General features: G+C 67.2%; 24 protein-coding genes. 15 read left to right on the top strand and 9 right to left on the bottom strand.

From position 1 onward, the window contains the following. Positions 1-3: 3 nt before the first annotated feature. Positions 4-2,292, bottom strand: coding sequence for a bifunctional (p)ppGpp synthetase/guanosine-3',5'-bis(diphosphate) 3'-pyrophosphohydrolase (locus C2U31_RS12690; protein WP_103273120.1), 2,289 nt, complete (start codon positions 2,290-2,292; stop codon positions 4-6). Positions 2,293-2,460: 168 nt separating this feature from the next. Here C2U31_RS12690 and C2U31_RS12685 point away from each other — a divergent pair, with 168 nt between their 5' ends. Both C2U31_RS12685 and C2U31_RS12680 read left to right on the top strand, forming a co-directional pair. Next, positions 2,461-3,294 carry a zinc-dependent peptidase gene (locus C2U31_RS12685; RefSeq protein ID WP_103273119.1) on the top strand — a complete coding sequence of 278 codons (834 nt, stop codon included), beginning with the start codon at positions 2,461-2,463 and terminating at the stop codon, positions 3,292-3,294. After that, positions 3,291-3,800, top strand: a complete 510-nt coding sequence (locus tag C2U31_RS12680; protein WP_103273118.1) for an NAD(P)H-dependent oxidoreductase — start codon at positions 3,291-3,293, stop codon at positions 3,798-3,800. The genes C2U31_RS12685 and C2U31_RS12680 overlap by 4 nt, the downstream gene beginning before the upstream one ends. A gap of 107 nt (positions 3,801-3,907) precedes the next feature. Here C2U31_RS12680 and C2U31_RS12675 read toward each other — a convergent pair whose 3' ends face one another. Beyond that, positions 3,908-4,261, bottom strand: coding sequence for a RidA family protein (locus C2U31_RS12675; protein ID WP_103273117.1), 354 nt, complete (start codon positions 4,259-4,261; stop codon positions 3,908-3,910). Between the two features lie 73 nt (positions 4,262-4,334). Then, a complete protein-coding gene (gene pncB, locus C2U31_RS12670; protein ID WP_103273116.1) occupies positions 4,335-5,510 on the bottom strand; it encodes a nicotinate phosphoribosyltransferase in 1,176 nt (391 codons plus the stop codon). 171 nt (positions 5,511-5,681) lie between these two features. Here pncB and fdxA point away from each other — a divergent pair, with 171 nt between their 5' ends. Together fdxA and C2U31_RS12660 are read left to right on the top strand one after the other, a co-directional pair. Continuing rightward, positions 5,682-6,005, top strand: a complete 324-nt coding sequence (fdxA, locus tag C2U31_RS12665) for a ferredoxin FdxA (protein WP_103273115.1) — start codon at positions 5,682-5,684, stop codon at positions 6,003-6,005. 49 nt (positions 6,006-6,054) lie between these two features. Continuing rightward, positions 6,055-6,855 carry a ferredoxin--NADP reductase gene (locus tag C2U31_RS12660; protein WP_103273114.1) on the top strand — a complete coding sequence of 267 codons (801 nt, stop codon included), beginning with the start codon at positions 6,055-6,057 and terminating at the stop codon, positions 6,853-6,855. Between the two features lie 4 nt (positions 6,856-6,859). On the opposite strand, the gene C2U31_RS12655 is transcribed toward C2U31_RS12660, so the two are convergent. Next, a complete protein-coding gene (locus C2U31_RS12655) occupies positions 6,860-8,512 on the bottom strand; it encodes a SulP family inorganic anion transporter (RefSeq protein WP_103273113.1) in 1,653 nt (550 codons plus the stop codon). 1 nt (position 8,513) lies between these two features. Then, on the bottom strand, positions 8,514-9,158 hold the full coding sequence (locus C2U31_RS12650; RefSeq protein ID WP_103273112.1) for a ParB-like protein: 645 nt from the start codon (positions 9,156-9,158) through the stop codon (positions 8,514-8,516). 328 nt (positions 9,159-9,486) lie between these two features. Between C2U31_RS12650 and C2U31_RS12645 the strand changes: the two genes are divergently transcribed. From C2U31_RS12645 to C2U31_RS12595, 11 genes are all read left to right on the top strand, one after another. Next, entirely contained in the window at positions 9,487-10,713 is a 1,227-nt protein-coding gene (locus tag C2U31_RS12645) for a polyhydroxyalkanoate depolymerase (protein ID WP_103273111.1), read from the top strand. 125 nt (positions 10,714-10,838) lie between these two features. Further along, entirely contained in the window at positions 10,839-11,480 is a 642-nt protein-coding gene (rsxB, locus tag C2U31_RS12640; protein ID WP_103273110.1) for an electron transport complex subunit RsxB, read from the top strand. Further along, the gene (nth, locus tag C2U31_RS12635; RefSeq protein WP_103273109.1) at positions 11,477-12,112 is read left to right on the top strand and encodes an endonuclease III; all 636 of its coding nucleotides are present in this window, start codon (positions 11,477-11,479) and stop codon (positions 12,110-12,112) included. The genes rsxB and nth overlap by 4 nt, the downstream gene beginning before the upstream one ends. A 375-nt stretch (positions 12,113-12,487) precedes the next feature. Further along, on the top strand, positions 12,488-13,261 hold the full coding sequence (locus C2U31_RS12630) for an ABC transporter ATP-binding protein (RefSeq protein ID WP_103273108.1): 774 nt from the start codon (positions 12,488-12,490) through the stop codon (positions 13,259-13,261). Beyond that, positions 13,258-13,968: an ABC transporter ATP-binding protein gene (locus C2U31_RS12625; RefSeq protein ID WP_103273107.1), complete on the top strand. Its 711-nt coding sequence runs from the start codon at positions 13,258-13,260 to the stop codon at positions 13,966-13,968. Before C2U31_RS12630 ends, C2U31_RS12625 begins: the two co-directional genes overlap by 4 nt. Positions 13,969-14,032: 64 nt before the next feature. Beyond that, positions 14,033-15,247 carry an ABC transporter substrate-binding protein gene (locus C2U31_RS12620; RefSeq protein ID WP_103273106.1) on the top strand — a complete coding sequence of 405 codons (1,215 nt, stop codon included), beginning with the start codon at positions 14,033-14,035 and terminating at the stop codon, positions 15,245-15,247. 97 nt (positions 15,248-15,344) lie between these two features. Continuing rightward, on the top strand, positions 15,345-16,232 hold the full coding sequence (locus C2U31_RS12615; RefSeq protein WP_103273105.1) for a branched-chain amino acid ABC transporter permease: 888 nt from the start codon (positions 15,345-15,347) through the stop codon (positions 16,230-16,232). Next, complete coding sequence (locus tag C2U31_RS12610; RefSeq protein WP_103273104.1) at positions 16,229-17,212, top strand: branched-chain amino acid ABC transporter permease; 984 nt, start codon at positions 16,229-16,231, stop codon at positions 17,210-17,212. Before C2U31_RS12615 ends, C2U31_RS12610 begins: the two co-directional genes overlap by 4 nt. Before the next feature lie 184 nt (positions 17,213-17,396). Next, positions 17,397-18,242, top strand: coding sequence for a branched-chain amino acid aminotransferase (locus tag C2U31_RS12605; protein WP_103273103.1), 846 nt, complete (start codon positions 17,397-17,399; stop codon positions 18,240-18,242). 42 nt (positions 18,243-18,284) lie between these two features. Further along, positions 18,285-20,438: a phosphocholine-specific phospholipase C gene (locus C2U31_RS12600; RefSeq protein ID WP_103273102.1), complete on the top strand. Its 2,154-nt coding sequence runs from the start codon at positions 18,285-18,287 to the stop codon at positions 20,436-20,438. Next, positions 20,435-20,833: an ASCH domain-containing protein gene (locus tag C2U31_RS12595; RefSeq protein ID WP_103273101.1), complete on the top strand. Its 399-nt coding sequence runs from the start codon at positions 20,435-20,437 to the stop codon at positions 20,831-20,833. The genes C2U31_RS12600 and C2U31_RS12595 overlap by 4 nt, the downstream gene beginning before the upstream one ends. 43 nt (positions 20,834-20,876) lie before the next feature. On the opposite strand, the gene C2U31_RS12590 is transcribed toward C2U31_RS12595, so the two are convergent. The 4 genes from C2U31_RS12590 to C2U31_RS12575 form a co-directional block, all read right to left on the bottom strand. Beyond that, entirely contained in the window at positions 20,877-21,644 is a 768-nt protein-coding gene (locus C2U31_RS12590) for an ABC transporter ATP-binding protein (RefSeq protein WP_103273100.1), read from the bottom strand. Next, positions 21,641-23,479, bottom strand: coding sequence for an ATP-binding cassette domain-containing protein (locus C2U31_RS12585; RefSeq protein ID WP_103273099.1), 1,839 nt, complete (start codon positions 23,477-23,479; stop codon positions 21,641-21,643). Before C2U31_RS12585 ends, C2U31_RS12590 begins: the two co-directional genes overlap by 4 nt. Positions 23,480-23,484: 5 nt before the next feature. Next, positions 23,485-24,522, bottom strand: a complete 1,038-nt coding sequence (locus C2U31_RS12580; protein ID WP_103273098.1) for a branched-chain amino acid ABC transporter permease — start codon at positions 24,520-24,522, stop codon at positions 23,485-23,487. A 136-nt stretch (positions 24,523-24,658) separates the two neighbouring features. Continuing rightward, complete coding sequence (locus C2U31_RS12575; protein ID WP_103273097.1) at positions 24,659-25,822, bottom strand: ABC transporter substrate-binding protein; 1,164 nt, start codon at positions 25,820-25,822, stop codon at positions 24,659-24,661. Positions 25,823-26,011 lie beyond the last annotated feature (189 nt).

The raw sequence follows: 26,011 nt of genomic DNA, 5'->3' as shown, positions 1-26,011 counted from the left end.
CGCTCAGCGCCTGACGGCCGACGACACGCCCTGGACCTCCGCCAGGGCATCCAGCGCACGGGTCAGCGATTCGCCGCCGCGCACTTCCACCGTGAACACCATGTGCGCCAGCGACTGCCGGCTCTGCGTGTTCACGCCCACCACGTTCAGGCGCAGCCGCGCGAACACTTCCGACAGGTCGCGCAGCAGGCCGGAACGGTCGTGCGCGCGCACGCTGATGTCCACCGGATAGAACGTGTCCGAGGTCTCGCCCCAGGCCACCTCGATGACGCGTTCCGGCTCGCGCTCGGCCAGCGCCAGGTAGCTGTGACAATCGCGACGATGGATGGACACGCCGCGGCCTCGGGTGACAAAGCCGGCGATGGCGTCCGGCGGCGCCGGGCGGCAGCAGCGCGCCAGCTGCGTCAGCAGCGAACCCACGCCCACCACCAGCACCCCGCTCTTGCCGCTTTTCTCGGCGCTCTCGGCGCTGGCGCCGCGCAGGGCCGCGGGTACGGGCTCTGCGGCCGGCGCGGGCTGCTGGAACAGCGCGTCGATCTGCCGCAGGCTGAATTCTTCCTTGGCCGCCGCCACATACAGGTCGTCGGCGCGGGCAAAGCCCAGGTTCTGGGCCAGCTGCTCCAGGTTGACGGCGGTCTTGCCCAGGCGCTGCAGTTCCTTTTCGACCAGCGCCTGCCCCTGCGTGATGCGCTGCTGCAGTTCGATGGCGTTGAACCACATGCGGACCTTGGAGCGGGCTCGCGGACTGGCCAGGAAGCCCAGTTGCGGGTTGAGCCAATCGCGCGACGGACCGCCGGACTTGGCCGAGATGATCTCGACCGTCTGCCCCGTGGACAACCGGGTCTGCAGCGGCACCATCTGGCCATCGACACGCGCGCCGCGGCAGCGATGCCCCAGGTCGGTGTGCAGGTGATAGGCGAAATCCACCGGCGTGGCGCCGGCCGGCAGCTCGATCACACGCGCCTGCGGCGTCATCACGTAGATGCGTTCGTCGCTCTGGGCCGGTTCGGCGGCGGCCTGGCGCGTCTTGCCCGCGCCGCGCGTCGCCGGCCTGGCCGGTTCCGGCGCGGCCGGAACCACCGGGGCCTGATCGCCCGCCTCGACCTCGCTGTTCCAGGCCAGCAGCTGGCGCATCCACGACAGCTGCCGGTCATATTCGCTGGACGCGGAGACCTGCCCGCCCTTGGCGCCGGCTTCCTTGTAGCGCCAGTGCGCGGCCATGCCGTACTCGGCGAACTGGTGCATCTCGCGCGTGCGGATCTGCACCTCGAACGGCCGGCCGTCGTGGTCAGCCACCACCGTGTGCAGCGAGCGGTAGCCGTTGGGCTTGGGCCGCGAAATATAGTCGTCGAATTCCTCGGCGATGGGCGTCCACATCTCGTGCACCATGCCCAGCGCCGTATAGCAGTCGCGCACGTCGTCGACGATGACGCGCAGCGCGCGCAGGTCGTACATCTGGGCGAAGTCCAGACGCTTGATGCGCATCTTGTTCCAGATGCTGTAGATATGCTTGGGCCGGCCGCTGACCTCGGCGTGCACGCCGCTGGCGGCCAGCGCCGATTGCAGGCGCTCGATCGCGCCGGCGATGAAGGCCTCGCGCTCGACCCGCTTTTCTTCCAGCAGGCGCGCGATCTGCTTGTAGCGGTCGGGCTCCAGGAAACGGAACGCAAGGTCTTCCATTTCCCACTTGATCTGCCAGATGCCGAGCCGGTTGGCCAACGGCGCGTACAGGTCCAGGGTCTCGCGCGCGAACTCGACGGTACAGGGCGTCTTGCTCTCGGCGTGCCAGCGCAGCGTGCGCAGCCGCGAGGCCAGCCGCATCAGCACGATGCGCAGGTCGGCGGCCATGGCCAGCAGCATCTTGCGCTGCATTTCCTTCTGCGAACCGCTTTCGGCGGCGACGTCGCTGGCGTGCCGGGCCACCACGCCCAGACGCAGCAGCGCCCGCGTGCCCTGCACCAGCCGCGCCACTTCCTGGCCGAACGCGGCGGCGACCGGATCATTGCGCAGCGCCGGCGCGGGCGCGGTCAGGTCGGTGGGCAAAGCGGCCAGCAGGGCCGCCGCGCGGGTAGCCGCGTCGGTATGCATGCCGGCCAGGATGCGAACCACGCCCGCTCCGTGCGAGGCCAGCGACTCCCCGGTCAGGGCCTGCTGGCCCTCGAAGCGCGGCTCGGCCCAGGCCACGGCCTGGTCGATCAGCGCCAGGCCGTCGGCATCCAGGCCATCTCCCGCCTCCTGCCGCCAGGAAGCGTCGAAAGGCGTAGGCGCGTCTGGAACGGGCGAGGCTGACATGACGGGAAAATTAGGCAGATTACAGGGGAACGATCAGAATATTTCGACACTCTACACTAGCGTCTGCCCACACTGAAATGGCGCCCGGGACCGCGGCCCGGAAACCGGCGCCCCGGGCATATCGAAACAACCCAGACCCGAAAAACACACGCAAAGGAATCGACGCCCATGTTGCGCTGGCTCAAGGGCCGGGGCGCCCGCCCGTCCGCCGTGGCCGAAATGCAGGCCCGCATCTCACCCGAACTCTGGCACCAGGTGCTGCGGGCCCATCCCTTCCTGGCCGCGCTGGACGACCAGGAAGGCGCGCAGTTGCTCGCGCGCTCGGCCTGGCTGCTGGCCAGCAAGTCGATCAACGGCGCGCAGGGCCTGGACGTCACGGACGCGATGCGCCTGTCGATCGCCGCGCAGGCCAGCCTGCCCATCCTGAACCTGACGCCCTCGCTCTACGAAGGCTGGAACGAGATCATCGTCTACCCCGCCGGCTTCCGCATCCCCCGCTCGCGCCAGGACGCCGACGGCGTGGTGCACGAGTACATCGAGGACGCGGCCGGCGAGGCCTGGGATGGCGGCCCGGTGATCCTGTCCTGGGAAGACGCGCAGCTGTCGGACGGCGGCTTCAACGTGGTGATCCACGAATTCGCGCACAAGCTGGACCTGCAGGCCGGCGACGCCGACGGCATGCCCTCGCTGGCGGCGCATCCCGACATCGCGCCGCGCGCCTGGCGCCGCGTGCTGGAAGACAGCCTGGAACGCTTCATCGCGGCGCTGGACACGGTCGAAGCAGCCATCCCGCCCGACGTGGATCCGGAAAGCGAGGAGGCCGACGCCTGGTATGGCCAGTTGCCGATGGACCCCTACGCGGCGACCGACGAGGCCGAGTTCTTCGCCGTCAGCTCCGAGCATTTCTTCGTCGACCCCTGGCCCATGCGCGACGCGCTGCCCGAATGGTATGCCATGCTGCGCGCCTACTACCGGCAGGATCCGGCGGAGCGGCTGGCATGAAGCCGCTGCTCATCGTCTGGCATTCGCGCACCGGCGCCGCGCGGCAGATGGCCGAGGCGGCGGTCGACGGCGCTGCGGCGGCCGCCGCCGAGCTGGCGCCCGAGGCCGGTTTCGCGGTCACGCTCAAGCGCGCCGCCGACGCCGGCGTGGACGATCTGCTGGCCAGCGGCGGTTTCCTGTTCTGCGCGCCCGAGAACCTGGCCAGCCTGAGCGGGGAAATGAAGGAATTCTTCGACCGCTGCTACTACGGCGCGCTGGACCACATCCAGGGCCTGCCCTATGCCTGCGCCATCAGCGCCGGCAGCGACGGCGCGGGCGCGGCGCGGCAGACCGAACGCATCTGCACAGGCTGGCGCCTGCGCGCGGCGGCGCCGGCCCTGATCGTGAACCTGGGTGCGCAGACGCCGGCGCAGATCGCCGCCCCCAAGACCGTGCCGGCGGCTGATCTGGAGCGCTGCGCGGAACTGGGCGGACTGCTGGCCGGACTGATGCTGCTGGGCGGCTGAACCGGCCCGCATCCGCCTCGCCCGCAGGCAATTCCGGGAACATGCCCGAATGAAAAAGCCCACGCATCGCGTGGGCTATTCGCCTTGCTGGCCAAACCGATCAGCGATCAGGCAACGGCGGCTGTCACGACGATCTCGACCTTGTAGTCGGGATTGGCCAGACGGGCCTCGACGGTGGCGCGCGGGGGCGAGTTGCCAGCGGCGACCCAGGCGTCCCAGGCCTTGTTCATGCCATCGAATTCCTTCATGTTGGCCACGTAGATCTGGGCCATCAGGATCTTGGTCTTGTCCGTGCCGGCCTCGGCCAGCAGGCGGTCGATGGTCGCCAGCACTTGCGCGGTCTGGCCGGTGATGTCCAGGGTGGCGTCATCGGGCACCTGGCCAGCCAGGTAGGCGACGCCGTTGTACACGGCCATGTCCGACAGGCGCTTGTCGACGTGGAAGCGCTTGATGCTGCTCATGAATATTTCCCCTAATGTGCAAGTGGGTGGGTGGAACAATGCGGTCGAACCGGCACTTTACCGCGCGCCGGTCTCAAGCGGGAGGCAGTTGGAAGACCTGGCGCAGATAGGCCAGGTAGGCGGGATCGTCGCACATGGTCTTCTCGGGCGCGTCGGACACCTTGGCCACCGGCTGGCCGTTGCAGCGGACCATCTTCATGACGATCTGCAGCGGCTCATGACCCAGGTCGTTGGTGAGGTTGGTGCCGATGCCGAACGACACCTTGCAGCGCCCGGCGAACTGGCGCGCCAGCTCGATCGCGCGCGGGAAGGTCAGCGAATCCGAGAACACCAGGGTCTTGGCGCGCGGATCGACGCGGTTCTTGCGGTAGTGCTCGAGCAGGCGCTCGCCCCAGATGAAGGGGTCGCCCGAATCATGGCGCGCACCGTCGAAGAGCTTGCAGAAATACATGTCGAAGTCGCGCAGGAAGGCATCCATGCCATAGACATCGGACAGCGCGATGCCCAGGTCGCCGCGGTATTCCTTGGCCCAGACCTCCAGCGCGAACACCTGCGAATCGCGCAGCCGCGGCCCCAGCGCCTGGCAGGCCTGCAGGTACTCGTGGCCCATGGTGCCCAGCGGCAGCACCTCGTGCTGCTTGGCCAGCAGCACGTTGCTGGTGCCGGCGAAGTGCGGCCCCATCTGCGCCTTCATGGTGGACACGACTTCCTCGTGCCAGACCTTGGAGAAGCGGCGGCGCGTGCCGTATTCGGCCACGCGGAAATCAGCCAGCGCCGGATCGTCCAGCACCAGGTGCATCTTGGACTGCAGCCGCTTGCGGCCTTCTTCCCAGTCGGGATGCTTGCGCGTATTGCGGAAATAGACCTCGTTGACGATGGCCAGCACCGGGATCTCGAAGAGGATGGTGTGCAGCCACGGGCCCTTGACCTCGATGCTGATCTCGCCCGGCGCGTCGCCCTCGGCGATATGGATGCAGCGCTCGGGCATGTGAAACAGCCCGAGGAAATCAACGAAGTCACTCTTGATGAAACGCAAGCCGCGCAGATAATTTAATTCGTCTTCGGTGAAGCGCAGCTGGCAAAGCTGATGCACTTCCTCGCGGATTTCGTCCAGATACGGGTGCAGATCCACGCCCCGCGTGCGGCATTTGTAGCGGTACTCGACCTGGGCAGCGGGGAAATGATGCAAAACCACCTGCATCATGCTGAATTTGTACAGGTCGGTGTCGAGCAGCGAGGTAATTATCATGATTGCGCGTATCGTTTCGCCACACCATAGCATAGAGCGCAGGGCTCTCCCCCCTTCGCGCCACGATGTCAATACGGGTATTCGGGACGCGATGGCGCGGCATTGGTTAAAATCCGCCCGGCAATACCTATAAAGCCGAAACACACGCCGCCGATCCCGGAGTTCCTGAGAATGACCCACGTAGTCACCGAAAACTGTATCAAGTGCAAGTACACCGATTGCGTAGACGTGTGCCCGGTGGACTGTTTTCGTGAGGGTCCGAACTTCCTCGTGATCGACCCGGACGAATGCATCGACTGCGCCGTCTGCATCCCCGAATGTCCGGCCAACGCCATCTACGCCGAAGAAGACGTGCCGCAGGACCAGCTGAATTTCATCGCGCTGAACGCCGAACTCTCGCCCGAGTTCGCCAGCATCAGCCGCGCCAAGAAGCCCCTGCCCGACGCCGACCAGTGGAACGGCGTGCAGGACAAGCTGCAATACCTGGAAAAGTAGTCCGCGCCCCGCGGCGCGCCGCCCTGGCCGTCCGCGACGCGGTAACCCGATGACCGAAGACTCCAAATACACGCGCCAGACCGTCACCAGCGTCCACACCTGGGTGCCCGGCAAGCTGTTCTCGGTGCGCGTGACGCGCGACGACGCCTACGATTTCCAACCCGGCCAGTTCGCCCGGGTCGGCCTGCCGGCGGCGGATGATCCCGACGGCGCGCCTACCCTGTGGCGCGCCTACTCGATGGTGTCGGCACCCGGCCAGCCCTGGCTGGAGTTCTACTCCATCGTGGTCCCTGAAGGCCTGTTCAGTCCCCGCATGGCCCGCCTGGCACCCGGCGACGCGCTGTACGTGGAAAAAGCGCCCTATGGCTTCCTGACCCTGGAACGCTTCGCGCCCGGTGGCGACCTGTGGCTGCTGGCCTCGGGCACCGGGCTGTCCGCCTACCTGTCCATCCTGCGCGACCCCGCGGTCTGGAACGCCTACCGCCGCATCATCCTGGTGCACGGCGTCCGTACCGCCGAAGAGCTGGCCTACCGCGAGGAAATCGAAAGCCTCGCCCGCCGCCCGGACCTGGCCAGCCACTTCGCCGCCGATCCGCGCAAACTCGTCTACCTGCCCATTGCCACCCGCGAAGCCCTGCCCGGCATGCCGCAGGAACGGCTGACCACCCTGATCGCCGACGGCCGCCTGGAGCAGCTCGCCGGCCAGGCGCTGGACCCGGAAACCGCCAAGATCATGCTCTGCGGCAACCCGGCCATGCTGGCCGATGCCCGCAAACTGCTGGGCGAACGCGGCTTCAAGCCCGGCCGCCGGGGTATTCCCGGCAATCTGGCCGTGGAAAATTATTGGTGACAGGCTAGCCCGCCGACGCTGTCTCCGACTCGCCGGCGTCGTTCAGCGCCGCCACCGCGTCATCCACGCTCCACGCCACATAGGCGCTGGCCGGCAACGCGGCCATGTCCACGCGCGCCAGCAGTTCACGCACGGCGTCCTTGGTCCGCGCCAGCACCAGCGGCAGGTTCCATTGCCGCATCTGCGCGGCAAAATCGGCCAGCGCTTCCACGCTGGTGCCGTCCAGGTCGGGCGACTCCTCCATGCTCAGCACCACCGCGCGCAGGCCCGCGCCCCGCTGCGCCTCGATGCGCGCGCGGATGGCGGCGAAGATGGCGTCGGCGTTGCCAAAGAACAGCGGCGCCTCGGGCCGTGCGATCAACACATTCGGCACCGAGGCGGCTTCGGGATGACGCGCGGTATCGACGTAATCGCGTGAATGCGGCAATTGGCCAAGCCAACTCACGCGTGGTTCGGCAAAACGCTTGAGCAGCATGGCGATGCTGACCGCGATGGCCAGCAGCAGCCCGTCGAGCACGCCCAGCAGAATCACCGCCACGAAGGCCGCCAGCGCCACCAGCCGATCGCGCCGCCAGGCGAAATAGGGCCGCAGCGCCGCTGGGCTCAGGGTATGGGCCACGGCATGGATGACGATGGCCGCGAGCAGCGGTTCGGGAATGCGCTCCATCCATGGCAGCAACTGCCACACCAATACGCCGACCACCGCGCAGGCGACCAGGCCCGCCGCCTTGCTGCGCGCGCCGGCCACCTCGTTGGCGGAGCTGGCCGAATACCCGGCCCCCACCGGCATGCCCCGGAACAGCGCGGACAGCGCATTGGCCACGCCCAGCGCCACCAGATCGCGGTTGGGCGACACCGCGTCGCCATGGCGCAGCGCCAGGCTGCGGATGGAGCTGTACGACTCGGCATACAGGATCAAGGCAAGCGCCATGGCCAGCTGGCCCACGCGCAGCCAGTCCGCCAGGGCCAGCGATGGCAGCGCCGGCCGGCTGCCACCGATGGCCAGCGTCCCCACTGGCGCGATGCCCCAGGCCTGGCAGTAGCCCAGCGCGTCGAGCCCGATGCCGGCCGCGATCACCAGCAAGGCGCCCGGCAGCGCCTTCCAGCGCCCGAGCAGGCGCAGCGCCAGCAGCGCCGCCAGCATCATCGCCAGGCCATGCAGGTTCCACAGCCACCACTGGCTCAGCAGATCCCAGGCATAGCGCAGGAAATCGCTGTGCGCCGGATGCACGGCCACCGCCACCGGCAACTGCTTGACGACAATGGTCAGCGCCAGCCCCAGCGCAAAGCCGCGCAACACCGGCTTGGCGATGAACTGCGACACCGAGCCAAGCCGCGCCAGGCCGGCCACCACGAAGATCACGCCGGCCGTCAGCACCATGGCCACGCCCATCAGATGGCGCAGGTCGTCGCTTACATGCAGCACCGAAGCGGTGGCCGCCGCCAGCACAGCGGCCGACGACGACGTGGACGAAACGATCGCGAAACGGCTGCTGCCCAGCAGCCCATACGCCAGCAGGCCCGCGAACAGCGCCATCACGCCGGCCTGCGGCGGCACGCCGGCGATGCCGGCATAAGCGACGGCCTCGGGCAACAGCAATCCCGCGATGGACAGCCCGGCCACCCAGTCGGCCCCGGCGGGCATTGGCAGACGCATGTCAGGCTCGGGGAGCGGCGGGCGCATCCACGCCGGACCAGCCCGGCAGAAAGCGCGCCCTGGCGCTGCGCGCCAGCGCCACCGCCGACACGACACAGGCCTGCGGCAGGCCCTGGCCGTCGACATGGCCCAGCTCGCTTTTGCCGAAGTACGGGCGAAAGAAATCCGCCCACAGGAACTCGGTGAACGGCGCGGAGTCCTTGGCATAGCCGCCCGCCTTGCGCACCTCGCCGGCCAGGCTTCGGTAAGGATCATCCCTCAATTGCGTCAGGCGCTTGGGAATGGCCGCGAAGTCGTGGCGCTGGCCTTTTTCATCGTAGGGATGCGCCCAGTGATGGAACTCCATGAGCCGCCAGAACAGGTCGGTCTCGACGCCGCTGAAGTCGGCCAGCTGCATCACCCATACGTTCTGCACTTTTTCATGGGTCAGCGCCTGGCCCAGATGGTGATGATCGACGATATAGAAGCGTCCGCGCGGCCCGCGCACGGCGGGAAACCAGTGGCTTTGCAGAAGCTTGTCGCGCGCCTTGGGCTTGAGTTGCGCCCACTGCGAGCGCTTGACCGCCACCTCCGCCGCGCCCACCGTCATCTGCGTCGGCCGCAGGTCGGCCAGCACGGCCTGTTCCATATGCTGCTGTACGGGCATGCCCAGCTCCTCAAAGCCAGTGATGCGCCATTGTGTGCCAACAGCCACGTGCGGCGCCAGCCCGGGGTGCGTCGGTCCACCGATTGCCGTAGCCGATGTATCCGCCGGGCGCCGCCGCGCCTACATACTCCGTCTGACCCCGGATACGCCATCCGACATCACGCCATGGCATAAAATCCGCCATAAACTAGCGTGAAAGATATGACGAGTCGCTTTTTAGCAACAAAATCAGTCCCTTCCGGCAAATTCTTTTAGATCAGTTCGAAATACACTTACTTCCCGGCGCAATAATCGGGACACACGCACGACCCCAGAAGGACATCTCGAAATGCTGTACCAATTGCACGAAATGCAGCGCGCCTTCCTGACTCCGTTCGCTGCATTCACGGATGCCGGTTCCCAGCTGTTCTCCAGCCCCTACAGTCCCCTTGCCTATACCCCGATCTCGCGTCAGCTGGCCGCCGGCTATGAGCTGATGACCCGCATCGGCAAGGAATACCAGAAACCCGCCTGGGGCCTGCCCGCCACCGAGATCGACGGCAAGTCCGTCCGCATCACCGAGGCCGTGGCCCTGGACAAGCCCTTCTGTCGCCTGGTGCACTTCCACCGCGACGTGCGGCACGCCTCGCAGAAAGACCCGAAGGTCCTGCTGGTGGCGCCGCTGTCGGGCCATCATGCCACGCTGCTGCGCGACACCGTGCGCGCCCTGCTGCCCGCCCACGACGTCTACGTGACCGACTGGATCGACGCGCGCATGGTGCCGCTGTCGGCCGGCCCGTTCCACCTGAACGATTACGTGCGCTACGTGCAGGACTTCATCCGCCACCTGGGCCCGGACGTGCACGTCATTTCCGTGTGCCAGCCCACCGTGCCGGTGCTGGCCGCCGTGTCGCTGATGGCCTCGGCCAACGATCCCTGCCAGCCGCGCAGCATGGTGATGATGGGCGGCCCCATCGACCCGCGCCAGTCGCCCACGCAGGTCAATCGCCTGGCCACGACCAAGCCCTATTCGTGGTTCGAGAACCAGGTCATCCACCCCGTGCCGCCGCGCTATCCGGGATCGGGCCGCAAGGTCTATCCGGGTTTCCTGCAGCACGCCGGGTTCATGGCCATGAATCCCGACCGCCACATGAAGTCGCACTACGACTTCTACCTGGACCTGCTGCGCGGCGACGACAGCGACGCCGAGGCGCACCGCCGCTTCTACGACGAATACAACGCCGTGCTGGACATGCCGGCCGAGTTCTACCTGGACACGATCCGCATGGTGTTCCAGGAAGTCCAGCTGCCGAACGGCACCTGGGAAGTCGACGGCAAGCTGGTGCGCCCGGCCGATATCAAGCAGGTCGCCCTCTTCACCATCGAGGGCGAGCTGGACGACATCTCGGGCCAGGGCCAGACGCGCGCGGCGATCAAGCTGTGCAAGAACATCCCGGCCGACCGCAAGCAGCACTACACCGCGCCGAACTGCGGCCACTACGGGATTTTCTCGGGCCGCCGCTGGCGCGAGATGATCTGTCCTAAAATCGCCGAATTCATCCGGCAATCGGCCTGAAGCGCGGCACCCGCCGCGATCGCGCGCGGGCCGGACGAGGCGCTGTCCTCATCCCCCGCCGCCTTCCAGCCGTACCGTAAGTCCACGGGGCCCACGCGGCCCCTTTTGTTTTCTACCGAATCGCCATGTCCTGTCCCCCGCTCGCCGACCGCATCGACGCGCTATTGCCGCAGACGCAATGCACCAAGTGCGGCCATGACGGCTGCCGGCCCTACGCCGACGCCATCGCCGCCGGCGCAGCCCCCATCAACCGCTGCCCGCCCGGCGGCGATGAAGGCATCGCCGCGCTGGCCGCGCTGCTGGAGCAACCCATCCTGCCGCTGGACCTGACGCGCGGCCAGCCCGGCCCGCTGCTGGTGGCGCGCATCGACGAGGCCCATTGCATCGGCTGCACGCTCTGCATCCAGGCCTGTCCGGTGGACGCCATCGTCGGCGCCAACAAGCGCATGCACACGGTGCTGGCCGACTGGTGCACCGGCTGTGATCTGTGCGTGGCGCCCTGTCCGGTCGACTGCATCGACATGGTGCCGGCAGGACGAGGCTGGACCGCCGAGGACGCCGACATCAGCCGCCAGCGCCATCGCGGCCATCAGGCGCGCCTGGCGCGTCTGGCGGCGGACAACGCGCGCCTGATGGCCGCCGAGATCCCCGACGCTCCCGCGCCGCGCGACACCGCGGCGGCCGAACAGGACGAAGACCGCAAACGCTCCGCCATCGAATCCGCGCTGGCCCGCGCCCGGGCCCGCCGCAACGCCCCGCGCCCATGAACGCCGCCAAACGCCGAGAGATCTTCGCCCGCCTGCAGGCGGCCAATCCGAACCCGACCACCGAGCTGGAATACGACACGCCGTTCCAGCTGCTGATCGCCGTGCTGCTGTCGGCCCAGGCCACGGACAAGTCGGTCAACATCGCCACGCGCAAGTTCTTCCCCGAGCACGGCACGCCCGCGGCGATGCTGGCGCTGGGCGAGGAAGGGCTGGCCGACTACATCAAGACCATCGGCCTGTTCCGCACCAAGGCCAAGAACGCCATCGCCACCTGCCGCATCCTGCTCGAGCAGCATGGCGGCGAAGTGCCGCGCACGCGCGAGGAACTCGAAGCGCTGCCCGGCGTGGGCCGCAAGACCGCCAATGTGGTGCTCAACACCGCGTTCGGCGAACACACCATGGCGGTGGACACGCATATATTCCGCGTGTCCAACCGTACCGGCATCGCGCCCGGAAAAAACGTGCTGGAAGTCGAGCGCAAACTCGAGAAGTTCGTACCGGCCGAATATATGCTCAACGCCCATCACTGGCTGATTCTGCTTGGCCGCTATGTGTGCGTGGCGCGCAAACCGAAATGCCCGCAATGCGGCATTTCCGACCTGTGCGAATACAAGCCGAAAACACCCGCTTGATAACCCGCCGGCATTAACGCCGGCGCTCATCCAGGCCGTTTCCGGCCGCCGCCGGTTCGGTTCTCGAACCGGGTTTTCCCTGGCTCGGCATATTTGTCAGTTTGATGACGATCAAGGCGCGTTTGTTGCGATGCGCTACGCGCGTTTGCCGCGTTTTCGCCCTTTAGAAATCGCGCATTGTCAGCTACCTGACAATTCAGCTTTCCGCACTGCAAAACCTATGAAAAACCCTCATGGAATTTTGAGAAATAGGTGCGCATACTCGCCGCAACTCTCGAGAAAACGTTGAATTTACACGCGGCTTTCTCGGCCCTGCGGGGCTCCGGCGCAACGCGGCGGATGGCACTCTTATAAATACAACGCTGGTGCAGCGACATGGACGACACGATCCTGGAGACAAAAGGCCTCACCAAGGAGTTCCGCGGCTTCGTCGCGGTCAATGGGGTCGATTTGCGTATCAAGCGGGGCGAGATTCATGCCTTGATCGGGCCGAACGGCGCGGGCAAGACCACATGCTTCAATCTGCTGACGAAGTTCCTTTCCCCCACGTCGGGAACCATCAAGTTCAACGGCGTCGACATCACCGGCGAACGTCCCGCGCAGATCGCGCGGCGCGGCGTGATCCGCTCGTTCCAGATCTCGGCGGTGTTCCCGCACCTGACCGTATTGGAGAACGTGCGCATCGGCCTGCAGCGCAAGACCGGCCTGTCGTTCCACTTCTGGCGCAGCGACAGGCAGCTGGCCTCGCTGAACGCGCCGGCGCGCGAGCTGCTCGAACAGGTGGATCTGGGCGCCTTCGCCGATGAAACCACGGTGAACCTGCCCTACGGCCGCAAGCGCGCGCTGGAAATCGCCACTACGCTGGCGATGGAGCCCGAGCTGATGCTGCTGGACGAACCCACCCAGGGCATGGGCCACGAGGACGTGGACCGCGTCACCCAGCTGATCAAGCGCGTCAGCGCCGGCCGCACCATCCTGATGGTCGAACACAACATGAACGTGGTGTCGTCGATCGCCGACACCATCACCGTGCTGGCGCGCGGATCGGTGCTGGCGGAAGGCTCGTATGCCGAAGTCTCTCGCCACCCCGCCGTGATGCAGGCCTACATGGGCACCACCGAAGGCGAATTGCAAGGAGCACATGCATGAGCACCCCGGCACTCGAAATTTCGGGCCTGCAGGCCTGGTACGGGGAATCGCATATCCTGCACGGCGTGGATATGCGCGTGGGCCAGGGCGAGGTCGTAACGCTGCTCGGACGCAACGGCGCCGGGCGCACCACCACGCTGCGGGCCATCCTCGGCCTGACCGGCTCGCGCAAGGGCTCGGTCCGCATCCACGGCACCGAGGCCATCGACCTGCCCACCTACAAGATCGCCCACCTGGGCGTGGGCTACTGCCCCGAGGAACGCGGCATCTTCGCCAGCCTGTCCTGCGAGGAAAACCTGCTGCTGCCCCCGGTGGTCGGTTCGCTCGGCGGCGGCATGTCGCTGACCGAGATCTACGACATGTTCCCCAATCTGCTGGAACGCCGGCATTCCCCGGGCACCCGCCTGTCGGGCGGCGAACAACAGATGCTGGCGGTGGCGCGCATCCTGCGCACCGGCGCCAACCTGCTGCTGCTGGACGAGATCTCCGAAGGCCTGGCGCCGGTCATCGTGCAGGCCCTGGCCCGCATGATCACGGCGCTAAAGCAGCGCGGCTATACCATCGTGATGGTGGAACAGAACTTCCGCTTCGCCGCGCCGCTGGCCGATCGCTTCTACGTCATGGAGCACGGCCAGATCGTCGAGCACTTCGAAGCCGCGGAACTCGCAGAAAAACAGGACACGCTCAACGAGTTGCTGGGCGTCTAGAACAAACCGCCTGTCTTCGCCGGAATTCCCGGCGCCACACACCGAAGGGAAGAGGAGTCATCCCATGAAGCTGCACACCATCACTGCCGCACTGGCCGCTGCCGGCCTGGGATTTGCCGGGGCCACCGCCCAGGCGCAAGGCATCTCGGACGACGTCATCCGCGTCGGCTTCATCACCGACATGTCCGGCGTGTATTCGGACATCGACGGCAAGGGCGGCCTGGAGGCCGTGCGCATGGCGATCGAAGACGCCGGCGGCTCGATCAACGGCAAGAAGATCGAAGTCGTCTCGGCCGACCACCAGAACAAGGCAGATGTGGCCTCGGCGCGCGTGCGCGAGTGGTTCGACGAGCAGAAGGTGGACGTCATCATCGCCGGCACCAACTCGTCGACCAGCCTGGCCATGGCCGGCGTGGCCGCCGAGAAGAAAAAGCCCTTCATCGCCATCGGCGCGGGCGCCTCGGACCTGACCAATGCCCAGTGCTCGCCCTTTACCGTGCACTACGCCTACGACACCGTGGCGCTGGCGCGCGGCACCGGCTCGGCGGTGGTGAAGGACGGCGGCAAGAGCTGGTTCTTCCTGACCGCCGACTACGCTTTCGGCCACGCGCTGGAGCGTGACACCATCGCGGTGGTCAAGGCCGCCGGCGGCGAAGTGAAGGGCCAGGTGCGCGCGCCGCTGGGCGCGTCGGACTTCTCGTCCTTCCTGCTGCAGGCACAAGCGTCCAAAGCACAGATCCTGGGCCTGGCCAACGCCGGCGGCGACACCATCAACTCGGTCAAGGCCGCCAATGAATTTGGCGTGACCAAGACCATGAAGATGGCCGGCCTGCTGGTCTTCATCAACGACGTGCACTCGCTGGGCTTGCAAGCCACGCAGGGCATGTACCTGACCGACGGCTGGTACTGGGACCAGTCCGACGCCTCGCGCGCCTGGTCCAAGAAGTTCGAAGCCAAGGTCGGCCGCAAGCCGTCCATGCTGCAGGCCGGCGACTACTCCGCCTTGACCTTCTACCTGAACGCGGTCAAGGCCACCGGCACGGACGACGGCGAAACCGTGATGAAGTGGATGAAGTCGAACAAGATCAACGACTTCTTCACCCAGGGCGGCTATGTGCGCGAAGACGGCCGCATGATTCACGACATGTACCTGATGCAGGTGAAGACGCCCGCCGAGTCCAAGGGCCCGTGGGACTACTACAAGGTCGTGGCCACGCTGCCCGGCGAAGAGGTCTACACCAAACTGTCCGAATCGACCTGCAAGCTGGTCAAGAAGTAAACCCTGTTCACCGCCCTCATGAGGCGACCTGGTCCATCCGGCCGGGTCGCTTCTTGGATTTGCTCGCCTCCATCTGTACGCGCAGGACTTTCACAAGATGACTGACATTTTTGGCATCCCCATACAGGCCCTGTTCGGCCAGCTATTGCTGGGCCTGGTCAATGGATCCTTCTATGCCATGCTCTCGCTCGGCCTGGCCGTTATCTTCGGGCTGCTGAACGTCATCAACTTCGCGCACGGCGCGCTCTACATGCTGGGCGCCTTCGTCGCCTGGATGGGCCTGTCGTACCTGGGGTTGAACTACTGGATCATGCTGCTGCTGGCGCCACTGGTGGTCGGCCTGTTCGGCATCATCATCGAAAAACTGCTGCTCAAGCACCTGTACAAGCTCGACCACCTGTACGGCCTGCTGCTGACCTTCGGCCTGACCCTGCTCATCGAAGGCCTGTTCCGCAGCTTCTACGGCGTGTCGGGCCAGCCCTACCCCACGCCTGACGCCCTGCGCGGCGCCACCAACCTCGGCTTCATGATCCTGCCCAACTACCGCGGCTGGGTGGTGGCGGCCTCGCTGGTGGTGTGCCTGGCGACCTGGTTCGTGATCGAACGCACCCGCCTGGGTGCGCTGCTGCGCGCCGGCACCGAGAACCCGCGCCTGGTCGAGGCCTTCGGCGTGAACGTGCCGCGCATGATCACGCTGACCTATGGCTTCGGCGTGGCGCTGGCGGGCTTTGCCGGCGTGCTGGCCGCGCCGGTCCTGCAGATTTCCCCATTGATGGGTTCGAACCTGATCATCGTCGTGTTCGCGGTGGTGGTGATCGGCGGCATGGGCTCCATCATGGGCGCCATCGTCACCGGCCTGGGCCTGGGCGTGATCGAGGGCCTGACCAAGGTGTTCTGGCCCGAAGCGTCCAGCACGGTCGTCTTCATCATCATGGCCATCGTTCTGTTGATCCGCCCGGCCGGGCTGTTCGGAAAAGAAAAATGAATCGTCAATTCCTGGGCTATGCGGCGCTGGCCATCGTGGTGGCCATGCTTCCCTTCGTCGGCGTGTATCCGATCTTCGCCATGAAGGTCATGTGCTATGCGCTCTTCGCCTGCGCGTTCAACCTGCTGCTGGGCTTCACCGGCCTCTTGTCCTTCGGCCACGCGGCCTTCCTGGGCAGCGCCGCCTACGCGGCGGGCCATGCGCTCAAGGTATGGGGCCTGCCCACCGAGCTGGGCCTGCTGTTCGGCGTGGGCGTGGCCGCCCTGCTGGGCCTGGCGATGGGCGCGCTGGCCATCCGCCGCAGCGGCATCTACTTCGCCATGATCACGCTGGCGCTGGCGCAGATGGTGTTCTTCTTCTTCCTGCAGGCCAAGTTCACCGGCGGCGAGGACGGGCTGCAAAGCGTGCCGCGCGGCACCCTGCTGGGCATGCTGGATCTGTCCAAGGACCTGAACCTGTACTACGTGGTGATGGGCATCTTCATCATCGGCTTCTACATCATCTGGCGCACAGTGCACTCGCCCTTCGGCCAGGTGCTGCAGGCGCTGCGCGAGAACGAGCCGCGCGCGATCTCGCTGGGCTATGACGTGGACCGTTTCAAACTGCTGGCCTTCGTGCTGTCGGCCGCCATCGCCGGCCTGGCCGGCGCCACCAAGACGCTGGTGTTCGTGTCGGCGACGCTGTCCGACGCCACCTGGCAGATGTCGGGCCTGGTCATCTTGATGACGCTGATCGGCGGGCTGGGCACGCTGACCGGCCCGATCCTGGGCGCCTTCATCGTCGTGCTGCTGGAGAACAAGGTCGGCGACTTCGGCCAGGCCCTGGCCAAGCTGACCGGCGTGGACTGGTTCCTGCGCCTGGGCGAGTCGGTCACCATCGTGATCGGCCTGATCTTCGTGATCTGCGTGCTGGCGTTCCGTCGCGGCATCGTGGGCGAGCTGGCGGCGTTTGCCGAACGCCGCCGCGCCGCGCGCGCCTGACGCCGTCCGCCATTTCGTCCGAGAAACCGGGGCCGCGATTCGCGGCCCCGGTTTTTTTGCATCGCGGCAACCGCCCATGCAACCCGCCAGCCGGCCGCGCCGCCCGGCCCGGCCGCGCCGTCTCATGTATCCTCACGATTCGGCGCGGCAAGCGCCCCCTGATTCGCAACCAAGGAAGAGACACATGGATGCCGTTTACTGGCACGACGGTCAATGGACCACCGATAACCCCAAGCTGCTCGGTCCGGCCGACCATGCCTTCTGGATGGCCAGCATGGTGTTCGACGGCGCGCGCGCGTTCCGCGGCCTCACGCCCGACCTGGACCTGCACTGCCAGCGCGTGGTGCGCTCGGCCGAGAAGATGCTGATGAAGCCGCAGCTCGGCTGGGAAGCGATCCAGGACCTGTGCCTGCAGGCCGTCGCCAAGTTCCCCGAAGGCACCGAGCTGTACATCAAGCCGATGTTCTACTGCGCCGACGGCTTCCTGCTGCCCGACGCCGACCGCACCCAATTCGTGCTGCATGTGTTCAAGGTGCCGATGCCCGGCGAACAGGGCTTCTCGGCCTGCTTCTCCAGCTTCGCGCGCTCCTGGTCCAACATGGCGCCCACCGACGCCAAGGCGTCCTGCCTCTATCCGAACGGCCAGCGCGCCATCCGCGACGCGGCCAACCGTGGCTTCGACAACGCCATCATGCTGGATGGCGACGGCAACATCGCCGAGTTCGCCACCAGCAACCTGTGGATCGCCAAAAACGGCGTCGTCAGCACGCCCGTCGACAACGGCACCTTCCTGAACGGCATCACGCGCCGCCGCGTGCTGGCGCTGCTCAAGGCCGACGGCGTCGAAGTGCAGGAGCGCAGCCTGACGCGCGCCGACGTGGAATCGGCCGACGAGGTGTTCTCCTCGGGCAATTATGGCAAGGTGGTGCACGTCAACCGCGTCGAGGACCGCGCGCTGGAATACGGCCCGCTGGCGCGCCGCGCCCACAGGCTCTACATGGACTACGCGGAAAGCACGCGCAAGCGCTGACACCCCATCCGCCGCGGGCGGCGGCGCCCGCTGGGAGGCTTCATGTCGAACAGACGCGACTTCCTGCGCACCGGCGCCGCGCTCGCGGGCGCCGCCGGCGCGCTCGGCCTGTTTCCCGCGGCCATCCGACGGGCGCTGGCGATCGAACCCGACCGGCGCAGCGGCACGCTGCGCGACGTCGAACACATCGTGGTCCTCATGCAGGAGAACCGCTCGTTCGACCATTATTTCGGCGGCCTGGCCGGCGTGCGCGGCTTCGGCGACCGCTTCCCCATTCCGGTTCCCGCCAGCCCCGAACACGAACGCCGCAGCGTCTGGTCGCAGTACAACGACAGCACTGACGGCGGCCCGCGCACCGTGCTGCCGTTCCGCCTGGACACGCGCGCGGCCTTCGAGGCCATGCGCATCGCCAGCACGCCGCACACCTGGTCCAACGCCCAGCAGGCCTGGGACGACGGCCGCATGGGCTTCTGGCCGGCGGCCAAGAAAAATCACTCGATGGCGTACTACGCCGAGGCGGACCTGCCTTTCCAGTACGCGCTGGCGCGCGCCTTCACCGTCTGCGACGCCTACCATTGCTCGTTCACCGGCGGCACCAACGTCAACCGGCTGTTCCTGTGGACCGGCACCAACGACGGCGCCGGACGCGGCCATGGCCCCGCCATGGGCAACACCTACAACAAGCTCACCGGCGGCGACCCTGCGGGCGCCTACACCTGGACCACCTATCCGGAACGGCTGGAACGCGCCGGCATCCGCTGGCGCATCTACCAGGACATGGCGGACAACTACGCGCTCAATCCCACCGCCGGCTTCAAGGCCTACCGCGACGCCTATCAGGGCCTGCCCGGCTCGCTGGCGGCGCTGCGCGAAAAGGCGCTGAGCACGCACGGCCTGGACCGGCTGCGCCAGGACGCGCTGGACGGCACGCTGCCGCAGGTATCGTGGATCTGCCCCACCAAGGCCGGCTCCGAGCATCCCAGCCCGTCCAGCCCGGCCCAGGGCGCCGACTATGTGGCGCGCGTGCTGGACGCGCTGACCGCCAATCCACAGGTCTGGAGCCGCACGGTGCTGCTGCTGATGTTCGACGAGAACGACGGCTTCTTCGACCACATGCCGCCGCCCGCCCCGCCCTCGCGCGATGCGCGCGGCGCGCTGGCCGGCGCCTCGACGGTGGACACGCGCGGCGAATACCACGAGATCATCGCGGGCGTGGAATCCGACGATACGCCCGCGCATCGGCACGGCGTCTATGGCCTGGGACCGCGCGTGCCCATGTACGCGCTGTCGCCCTGGTCGCGCGGCGGCTGGGTCAACTCGCAGGTCTTCGACCACACCTCGGTGCTGCGCTTCATCGAGCAACGCTTCGGCGTGGCCGAACCCAACATCTCGCCCTGGCGCCGCGCCGTCTGCGGCGACCTGACCTCGCTGTTCGACTTCAGCGCGAGCGAGCCCGCCGTTCCCGGAACAACCCTTCCGGCAACCGCCGCGCGGGCCGCGCGCGCGGCCGCGCTGCCCGGCACCGCCACGCCCACCGCGCCGGACCAGCCGCCGCCCGCCCGCCAGCAGCCCGGCCTGCGGCCCTCGCGCGCCCTGCCCTATGCGCTGCACGCGCATGCGACAGCGCGCGACCACGCGCTGACGCTGCGCCTGGACAATCCCGGCGCGGCCGGCGCCGTGCTGCATGTCTACGACCGGCTGCATCTGGAGCGCGGACCACGGCGCTATACCGTCGAGGCCGGCAAGCGCCTGGACGGCATCTGGGACACGGCGACGGACGACGGCCGCTATGACCTGTGGGTGCTCGGCCCCAACGGTTTCCATCGCCACTTCGCCGGACGTCTCGCCGCCGGCGCGCAGGCCGCGCCAGACATCCAGGCCAGCTATGATGCGCCCGGCGCACGCCTGCGCCTGACGTTGACCAACCCGGGCAAACGCGCCGTCGAGTTCCATATCGCGGACGCCGCCTATGGGCAACGCGCGCAGACGCGGCGCGTGGCCGCGGGCGCCACGTCGCAATGCGATTGGGACGTCGGCCGCCTGGGCGGCTGGTACGACTGCGCCGTCACGCTGACGGACACGCCCGCCGCCGCCTTCCTGCGCCGCCTGGCCGGACGCCTGGAAACCGGCAAACCCTCGACCTCGGACCCCGCCATGGGCCAGGAACTGATACTGGATTGGAATCTCCCCGCATGAAACCGCCCGCCCCTTACGAGAACGCCGTGACCTTCCAGTTCGGTGACAGCCCCGAACTGGCCGACGAGCTGCTGGCCCTGGTGCTGTCCGGCGCCAAGACCGCCACGTGCGGAGCGATGCGCGACTTCAACGACAAGGAACCGGCGCCGACGGTGGGCCGGCGCGACGTGGTGCTGGACGGCCAGGGCCGCCCAGCCTGCGTGATCGAGACGGTCAGTGTGGTGATCCAGCGCTTCGACCAGGTGGACGAAGCCTTCGCGGTGGCGGAGGGGGAAGGCCCGTATGAAGCGTGGCGCGACGGGCACATCGCCTACTTCGAGCGCAACGGCGGCTACCGCCCCGACATGCTGCTCGCCTGCGAGCGCTTCCGCGTGGTGGAGGTATTCGAGCGCTGAAGCGCCCGCCGCGACGGCCCGGCCGCCGCGGCTTCAGAGGCGATCAGCCTTCGGACTTGTCGCCGCCCTTGCCCAGGCCGAGATAGCTCTCGATGACCTTGGGATCGCCGGCCAGCTCGCGGGCCGGGCCGTGCAGCGTGACTTCGCCGGTTTCCAGCACGTAGCCGTAATCGGCCACCTGCAACGCGGCACGCGCATTCTGCTCGACCAGCAGGATAGCCACGCCGGTCTCGCGCAGGCGCGCGATGATGTGGAAGATCTCGCGCACGATGCGCGGCGCCAGGCCCAGGCTGGGCTCGTCCAGCATCAGCAGCTGGGGCTTGGCCATCAGCGCGCGGCCCACCGCCAGCATCTGGCGCTCGCCCCCCGACAGCGTGCCGGCCTGCTGGGCGCGGCGCTCGCGCAGGCGCGGGAACAGGTCGAACACTTCGTTCAGCGTGTCGCGCCAGCCGCTCTCGCGCGCGCGGTAGCGGCGGAAACCGCCCAGCAGCAGATTGTCCTCGACCGACATGGTGCCGAACAGCTCGCGGCGCTCCGGCACCAGCGACATGCCCGCGGCCACGCGGCGCTCGACCTGCCAGCCCGACACATCGGTGCCCGAATAGTGCACCGCGCCGGCGGCATGGCCGGTGTGCGGCAGCGAACCCATCACCGCGTTCAACATGGTGGACTTGCCGGCGCCGTTGGCGCCGATCACGGTGACGATGCTACCGGCCGGCACGGTCAGCGTGGCGCCGACCAGCGCGCCGACCTTGCCGTAGCGGGCCGACAGGTTGCTGACTTCCAGCACCGGTTTCTGTTGCGCGCTCATTGCACACCTCCGGCGGCAACGGGCTTGGCCTGGTCGGCCTCGGGCAGGTCGTCGTCGATGCCGCCCAGGTAGGCTTCCAGCACCGCCGGGTTCTGCTGCACCTCGGCCGGCACGCCTTCGGCCAGCTTGGTGCCGAAATCCATCACCACCAGGTGGTTGGTCAGGCGCATCACAAAATCCATATCGTGTTCAACCAGCAGAATGCTCATGCCTTCGGCGCGCAATTGTTCCAGCACGCGGGCCAGGTCTTGCTTTTCCTTGTAGCGCAGGCCGGCTGCGGGTTCGTCCAGCAACAGCAGCACCGGATCGGCGGCCAGCGCGCGCGCGATCTCCAGGATGCGCTGCTGGCCCAGGGCCAGGTTGCCCGCCTGCTCGTACAGGTACTCGCCCAGGCCCACGCGCTTGACCTGCTCGGCCGCCTCGTGCAGCAGCTGGGCTTCGCGGGCGCGGTCGCTGTGCAGCGCGCCAGCCAGCACGCCCACGTCAGAGCGCAGGTGCGCGCCCAGCGCCACGTTCTCCAGCACCGTCATGCCCGGCAACAGCTGCACGTGCTGGAAGGTGCGTCCCACGCCCAGCTTGGCGATCTCGCGCGCCGAGCGGTTGTCGATGCGCTCGCCCATGAAGCGGACCTGGCCGCGCGTGACCGGCAGCACGCCGCTGATCAGGTTGAAGGAGGTGCTCTTGCCGGCGCCGTTCGGGCCGATCAGGCCCATGATCTCGCCGGAGCTGACCTTGAAGCTGATGTCGTTGACCGCCACCAGGCCGCCGAATTCCTTGCGGATGGCATCCACTTCCAGCACGACCTGGCCGGGTTGCGGACGCTGGCGCGCCGGCAAGGCGGGCGCGGGCGCCGGCGGCGCCAGGTTGCGGCGCGAGCCGTCGGCGCCGGTAAGGCCATCCCACCAATTGGCCAGGATCGGCCACAGGCCGTTGCGCGCGTATTGCAGCATCAGGATCAGCAGCACGCCGAAGACGATCATCTCGAAGTTGGCATTGGTGTCCAGCAGTTTGGGCAGCCAGTTCTGCAACTGGTCCTTCAGCACCAGGATGACGGTCGAGCCCAGCAGCGCGCCCCAGACGTAGCCAGCGCCGCCGACCACCGCCATGAACAGGTACTCGATGCCGTAGTTGATGCCGAACGGGCTGGGGCTGACGGCGCGCTGCATGTGCGCATACAGCCAGCCCGACACGCAGGCCAGCAGCGCGGCCCAGACGAAGATCACGACCTTGTACGCGGCCGTGTTCACACCCATGGACTCGGCCATGCCCGCGCCGCTCTTGAGCGCGCGGATGGCGCGCCCGGGACGCGAGTTCAGCAGGTTGCGCGTGGCCAGCAGCGCCAGCAGCACGAAGGCCCAGATCAGGAAATAGATGTGACGGCCGCTGGCCAGCGAGATGCCGAAGATGCTGATGGGCTCGATGCCGGCGATGCCGTCGTGCTTGCCCAGCCAGTCGATGTTGCCGAACAGGAAGTACAGCGACAGCCCCCAGGCGATGGTGCCCAGCGGCAGGTAGTGGCCGGACAGGCGCAGCGTGATCGCGCCCACCAGGTAGGCGACCACGCCGGTCAGCACCAGGCCGGCCGGCAGGGCCAGCCACGGCGACACGTCGTACTGGGTGGTCAGGAAGGCCGTGGTGTAGGCGCCCAGGCCGACGAAGGCCGCCTGGCCGAACGAGGTCAGGCCGCCCACGCCGGTGAGCAGCACCAGGCCCAGCACCACCAGGCTGGCCAGCCCGATGTAGTTCAGCTGGGTCACCCAGAACTCGGGCGTGGCCGGCACCAGAGGCAGCGCCGCCAGCGCGACGACGAAGACGATAAGCAAAATGCGGTTCATGACGTTTATTCCTCTTCGTCCACGTGATGGCTGCTGAACGAACGCCAGACCAGAACCGGGATAATCAGGGTGAAGACGATGACTTCCTTGTAGGCGCTGGCCCAGAACGACGAGAACGATTCCAGCACGCCCACCAGCAGCGAGCCGGCGGCCGCCACGGGATAGCTCGCCAGGCCGCCGATGATGGCGCCGACGAAGCCCTTCAGGCCGATCAGGAAGCCGGTGTCGTAATAGACCGTGGTGATCGGAGCGATCAGCATGCCCGACATCGCGCCGATGGCGGTGGCCAGCGTGAAGGTCAGGCTGCCCGACATGGTGGTGCTGATGCCCACCAGGCGCGCGCCGCGACGGTTGACGGCGGTGGCGCGCAGCGCGCGGCCGTACAGCGTCTTGCCGAAGAACAGCCACAGGCCGACGATCAGGATGGCGCAGGTCGCGACCACGAACAGGCTCTGGGCCGACCAGGTCATGAAGCCCAGGTCCACCTGGCCGCTCACGAACGCCGGCGTGCGCCAGCCTTCGGCGCCGAAGAACACCAGGGCCAGGCCGGTCAGCGCGAAGTGCACGGCCACCGACACGATCAGCAGCACCAGCACGGTGGCTTCGGCCAGCGGCTGATAGACGATGCGATAGACCATCGGGCCCATCGGAATGACCAGCGCCAGCGTCAGCAGCATGTTCAGCCACAGCGACGTGCCGGGCGCGACATAGCTCTGCGTCAGCCAAAGCAGCGCGAGCGGCAGGACGAGACAGGCGACAAAGGCCTTGGGCAGCCCGGCGGCGTTGCGGGTGCGCACGGCGCGCAGCACTTCCAGCGCCAGCGCGACCACGCCCAGCAGGGGCAGCAGATAGGCGGTGCCGGGCACCTTGCCGTCGACCAGCATGGCCAGCGTCAGCGCGCCGAACGCCACGAACTCGCCCTGGGGAATGAAGATGACGCGCGTGACGGCGAAAACCAGCACCAGAGCCATGCCCAGGAGGGCATAGATAGCGCCGTTGACCACACCGTCCTGCAGCAGAATCAGCGCAATTGAGGAATCCATCGAACAACTACCTTGTGATTGCTTGGGTGTTCCGGCCGCGCCCGGAACACCGATGCGACGCGCCGGCCGGAAGGACCGTCGCGTCGCATGGCGCGGGCGCCGCTTGCGGGCGCCCTGTGAACAGGCGAGCCGCGCCTTACAGGCCCGGCTGGTACACCCACTTGCCGCCTTCGACCTTGACGATGACGCGCGAGCGTTCATCGAAGCCCGCGTGGTCGGTGGGCGACATGTTGAACACGCCCTGGGAAGCGGGCAGGTCCTTGATGCTTTCCAGCGCGTCGCGCATGACCACGCGGAACTCCGGCGTGCCGGGCTTGGCGCCGGTCTTCAACGCGGCGGGCAAGGCGGCCACGACCAGCTGGCCGGCGTCCCACATATGGCCGCCGAAGGTGTTGGTCGAACCGGCGCCGTGGGCCTTCTCGTAGGTCTCGACGTAGGCCAGGGCCGACTTCTTGACCGGGTTGCTGTCAGGCAGCTGAGCGGCGACCAGCAGCGGGCCGGCCGGCAGGAACATGCCGTCGCAATCCTTGCCGCAGACGCGCAGCACATCGTTGTTGGCGGCGCCGTGGGTCTGGTAGATCACGCCGCCATAGTTACGCGCGCGCAGTTCCTTTTGCGGCAGGGCCGAGGGCGTGCCGGCGCCGGCGATCAGGATGGCGTCGGGCTTGGCGCCGACCAGCTTCAGAACCTGGCCGGTCACGCTGGTGTCGGTGCGGCTGTATTTTTCGATCGAGACGATCTCGATGCCCTTGGCCTTGGCGGCCTTCTGCATCACGTCCAGCCAGCCGTCGCCGTAGGCGTCGGCGAAGCCGATGAAGCCCAGCGTCTTGACCTTGGACTTGGACATGGCGTCGGCCAGCGCACCGGCCATCAGGGCGTCGTTCTGCGGAGTCTTGAAGACCCAGCGGCGCTTGTCGTCGACCGGCTCGACGATCTTGGCGCTGGCGGCCACGCTGATCATCGGCACCTTGGCTTCGGCGGCCACGTCGACCATGGCCAGCGAGCCCGGCGTCACCGAGGTGCCGATCAGCACGTCGACCTTGTCGTCGGAGGCGAGCTTGCGCGAGTTCTTGACGGCTTGCGTCGTGTCGGTGGCGTCGTCCAGGACGATCCATTCGATCTTCTGGCCGGCCACTTCCTTCGGCAGCAGGGCGACCGTGTTGCGCTCGGGGATGCCCAGCGAGGCGGCGGGGCCGGTGCTGGACACCGTCACGCCGACCTTGACCTGGGCGCTGGCCAGCAGCGGAAGAGTCAGGGCAACGGCGGCGGCGGCCGCGGTCAAGCCGAAATGCTTGCGCATGTTTTGTCTCCTGTGGCGGCTCTTCTTTTGGTGCCTCGTTTGAGGCGAAGCGAGCCTAGTTAAAGTTATACAGAAAAAAATATTATAGGGTTAAATCAGTATCACATGATGCGGCGCAACTACGGTAAATCCCTGATGTGCTACGGAAACCGAAACTCAGCGAACGCATTCGTCAATGGCGAACTTGTA

The organism is Achromobacter sp. AONIH1, from assembly GCF_002902905.1.
Classification (GTDB): domain Bacteria; phylum Pseudomonadota; class Gammaproteobacteria; order Burkholderiales; family Burkholderiaceae_B; genus Achromobacter.
Note: the sequence above shows the minus strand (reverse complement) of the source record. Positions and strands in the feature narration are given on the sequence as shown.

What these genes read in the sequence shown, in the direction of transcription:
- C2U31_RS12680 (WP_103273118.1), top strand. Translation starts at nt 3,291, where the DNA reads ATGAAGCCGCTGCTCATCGTCTGGCATTCGCGCACCGGCGCCGCGCGG.
- C2U31_RS12610 (WP_103273104.1), top strand. Translation starts at nt 16,229, where the DNA reads ATGAATCGTCAATTCCTGGGCTATGCGGCGCTGGCCATCGTGGTGGCC.
- C2U31_RS12650 (WP_103273112.1), bottom strand. Translation starts at nt 9,158, where the DNA reads ATGCCCGTACAGCAGCATATGGAACAGGCCGTGCTGGCCGACCTGCGG.
- C2U31_RS12605 (WP_103273103.1), top strand. Translation starts at nt 17,397, where the DNA reads ATGGATGCCGTTTACTGGCACGACGGTCAATGGACCACCGATAACCCC.
- C2U31_RS12655 (WP_103273113.1), bottom strand. Translation starts at nt 8,512, where the DNA reads ATGCGTCTGCCAATGCCCGCCGGGGCCGACTGGGTGGCCGGGCTGTCC.
- C2U31_RS12630 (WP_103273108.1), top strand. Translation starts at nt 12,488, where the DNA reads ATGGACGACACGATCCTGGAGACAAAAGGCCTCACCAAGGAGTTCCGC.
- fdxA (WP_103273115.1), top strand. Translation starts at nt 5,682, where the DNA reads ATGACCCACGTAGTCACCGAAAACTGTATCAAGTGCAAGTACACCGAT.
- C2U31_RS12685 (WP_103273119.1), top strand. Translation starts at nt 2,461, where the DNA reads ATGTTGCGCTGGCTCAAGGGCCGGGGCGCCCGCCCGTCCGCCGTGGCC.
- C2U31_RS12625 (WP_103273107.1), top strand. Translation starts at nt 13,258, where the DNA reads ATGAGCACCCCGGCACTCGAAATTTCGGGCCTGCAGGCCTGGTACGGG.
- C2U31_RS12575 (WP_103273097.1), bottom strand. Translation starts at nt 25,822, where the DNA reads ATGCGCAAGCATTTCGGCTTGACCGCGGCCGCCGCCGCCGTTGCCCTG.
- C2U31_RS12675 (WP_103273117.1), bottom strand. Translation starts at nt 4,261, where the DNA reads ATGAGCAGCATCAAGCGCTTCCACGTCGACAAGCGCCTGTCGGACATG.
- rsxB (WP_103273110.1), top strand. Translation starts at nt 10,839, where the DNA reads ATGTCCTGTCCCCCGCTCGCCGACCGCATCGACGCGCTATTGCCGCAG.
- C2U31_RS12590 (WP_103273100.1), bottom strand. Translation starts at nt 21,644, where the DNA reads ATGAGCGCGCAACAGAAACCGGTGCTGGAAGTCAGCAACCTGTCGGCC.
- C2U31_RS12595 (WP_103273101.1), top strand. Translation starts at nt 20,435, where the DNA reads ATGAAACCGCCCGCCCCTTACGAGAACGCCGTGACCTTCCAGTTCGGT.
- C2U31_RS12645 (WP_103273111.1), top strand. Translation starts at nt 9,487, where the DNA reads ATGCTGTACCAATTGCACGAAATGCAGCGCGCCTTCCTGACTCCGTTC.
- C2U31_RS12585 (WP_103273099.1), bottom strand. Translation starts at nt 23,479, where the DNA reads ATGAACCGCATTTTGCTTATCGTCTTCGTCGTCGCGCTGGCGGCGCTG.
- C2U31_RS12580 (WP_103273098.1), bottom strand. Translation starts at nt 24,522, where the DNA reads ATGGATTCCTCAATTGCGCTGATTCTGCTGCAGGACGGTGTGGTCAAC.
- C2U31_RS12690 (WP_103273120.1), bottom strand. Translation starts at nt 2,292, where the DNA reads ATGTCAGCCTCGCCCGTTCCAGACGCGCCTACGCCTTTCGACGCTTCC.
- C2U31_RS12660 (WP_103273114.1), top strand. Translation starts at nt 6,055, where the DNA reads ATGACCGAAGACTCCAAATACACGCGCCAGACCGTCACCAGCGTCCAC.
- C2U31_RS12600 (WP_103273102.1), top strand. Translation starts at nt 18,285, where the DNA reads ATGTCGAACAGACGCGACTTCCTGCGCACCGGCGCCGCGCTCGCGGGC.
- nth (WP_103273109.1), top strand. Translation starts at nt 11,477, where the DNA reads ATGAACGCCGCCAAACGCCGAGAGATCTTCGCCCGCCTGCAGGCGGCC.
- C2U31_RS12615 (WP_103273105.1), top strand. Translation starts at nt 15,345, where the DNA reads ATGACTGACATTTTTGGCATCCCCATACAGGCCCTGTTCGGCCAGCTA.
- C2U31_RS12620 (WP_103273106.1), top strand. Translation starts at nt 14,033, where the DNA reads ATGAAGCTGCACACCATCACTGCCGCACTGGCCGCTGCCGGCCTGGGA.
- pncB (WP_103273116.1), bottom strand. Translation starts at nt 5,510, where the DNA reads ATGATAATTACCTCGCTGCTCGACACCGACCTGTACAAATTCAGCATG.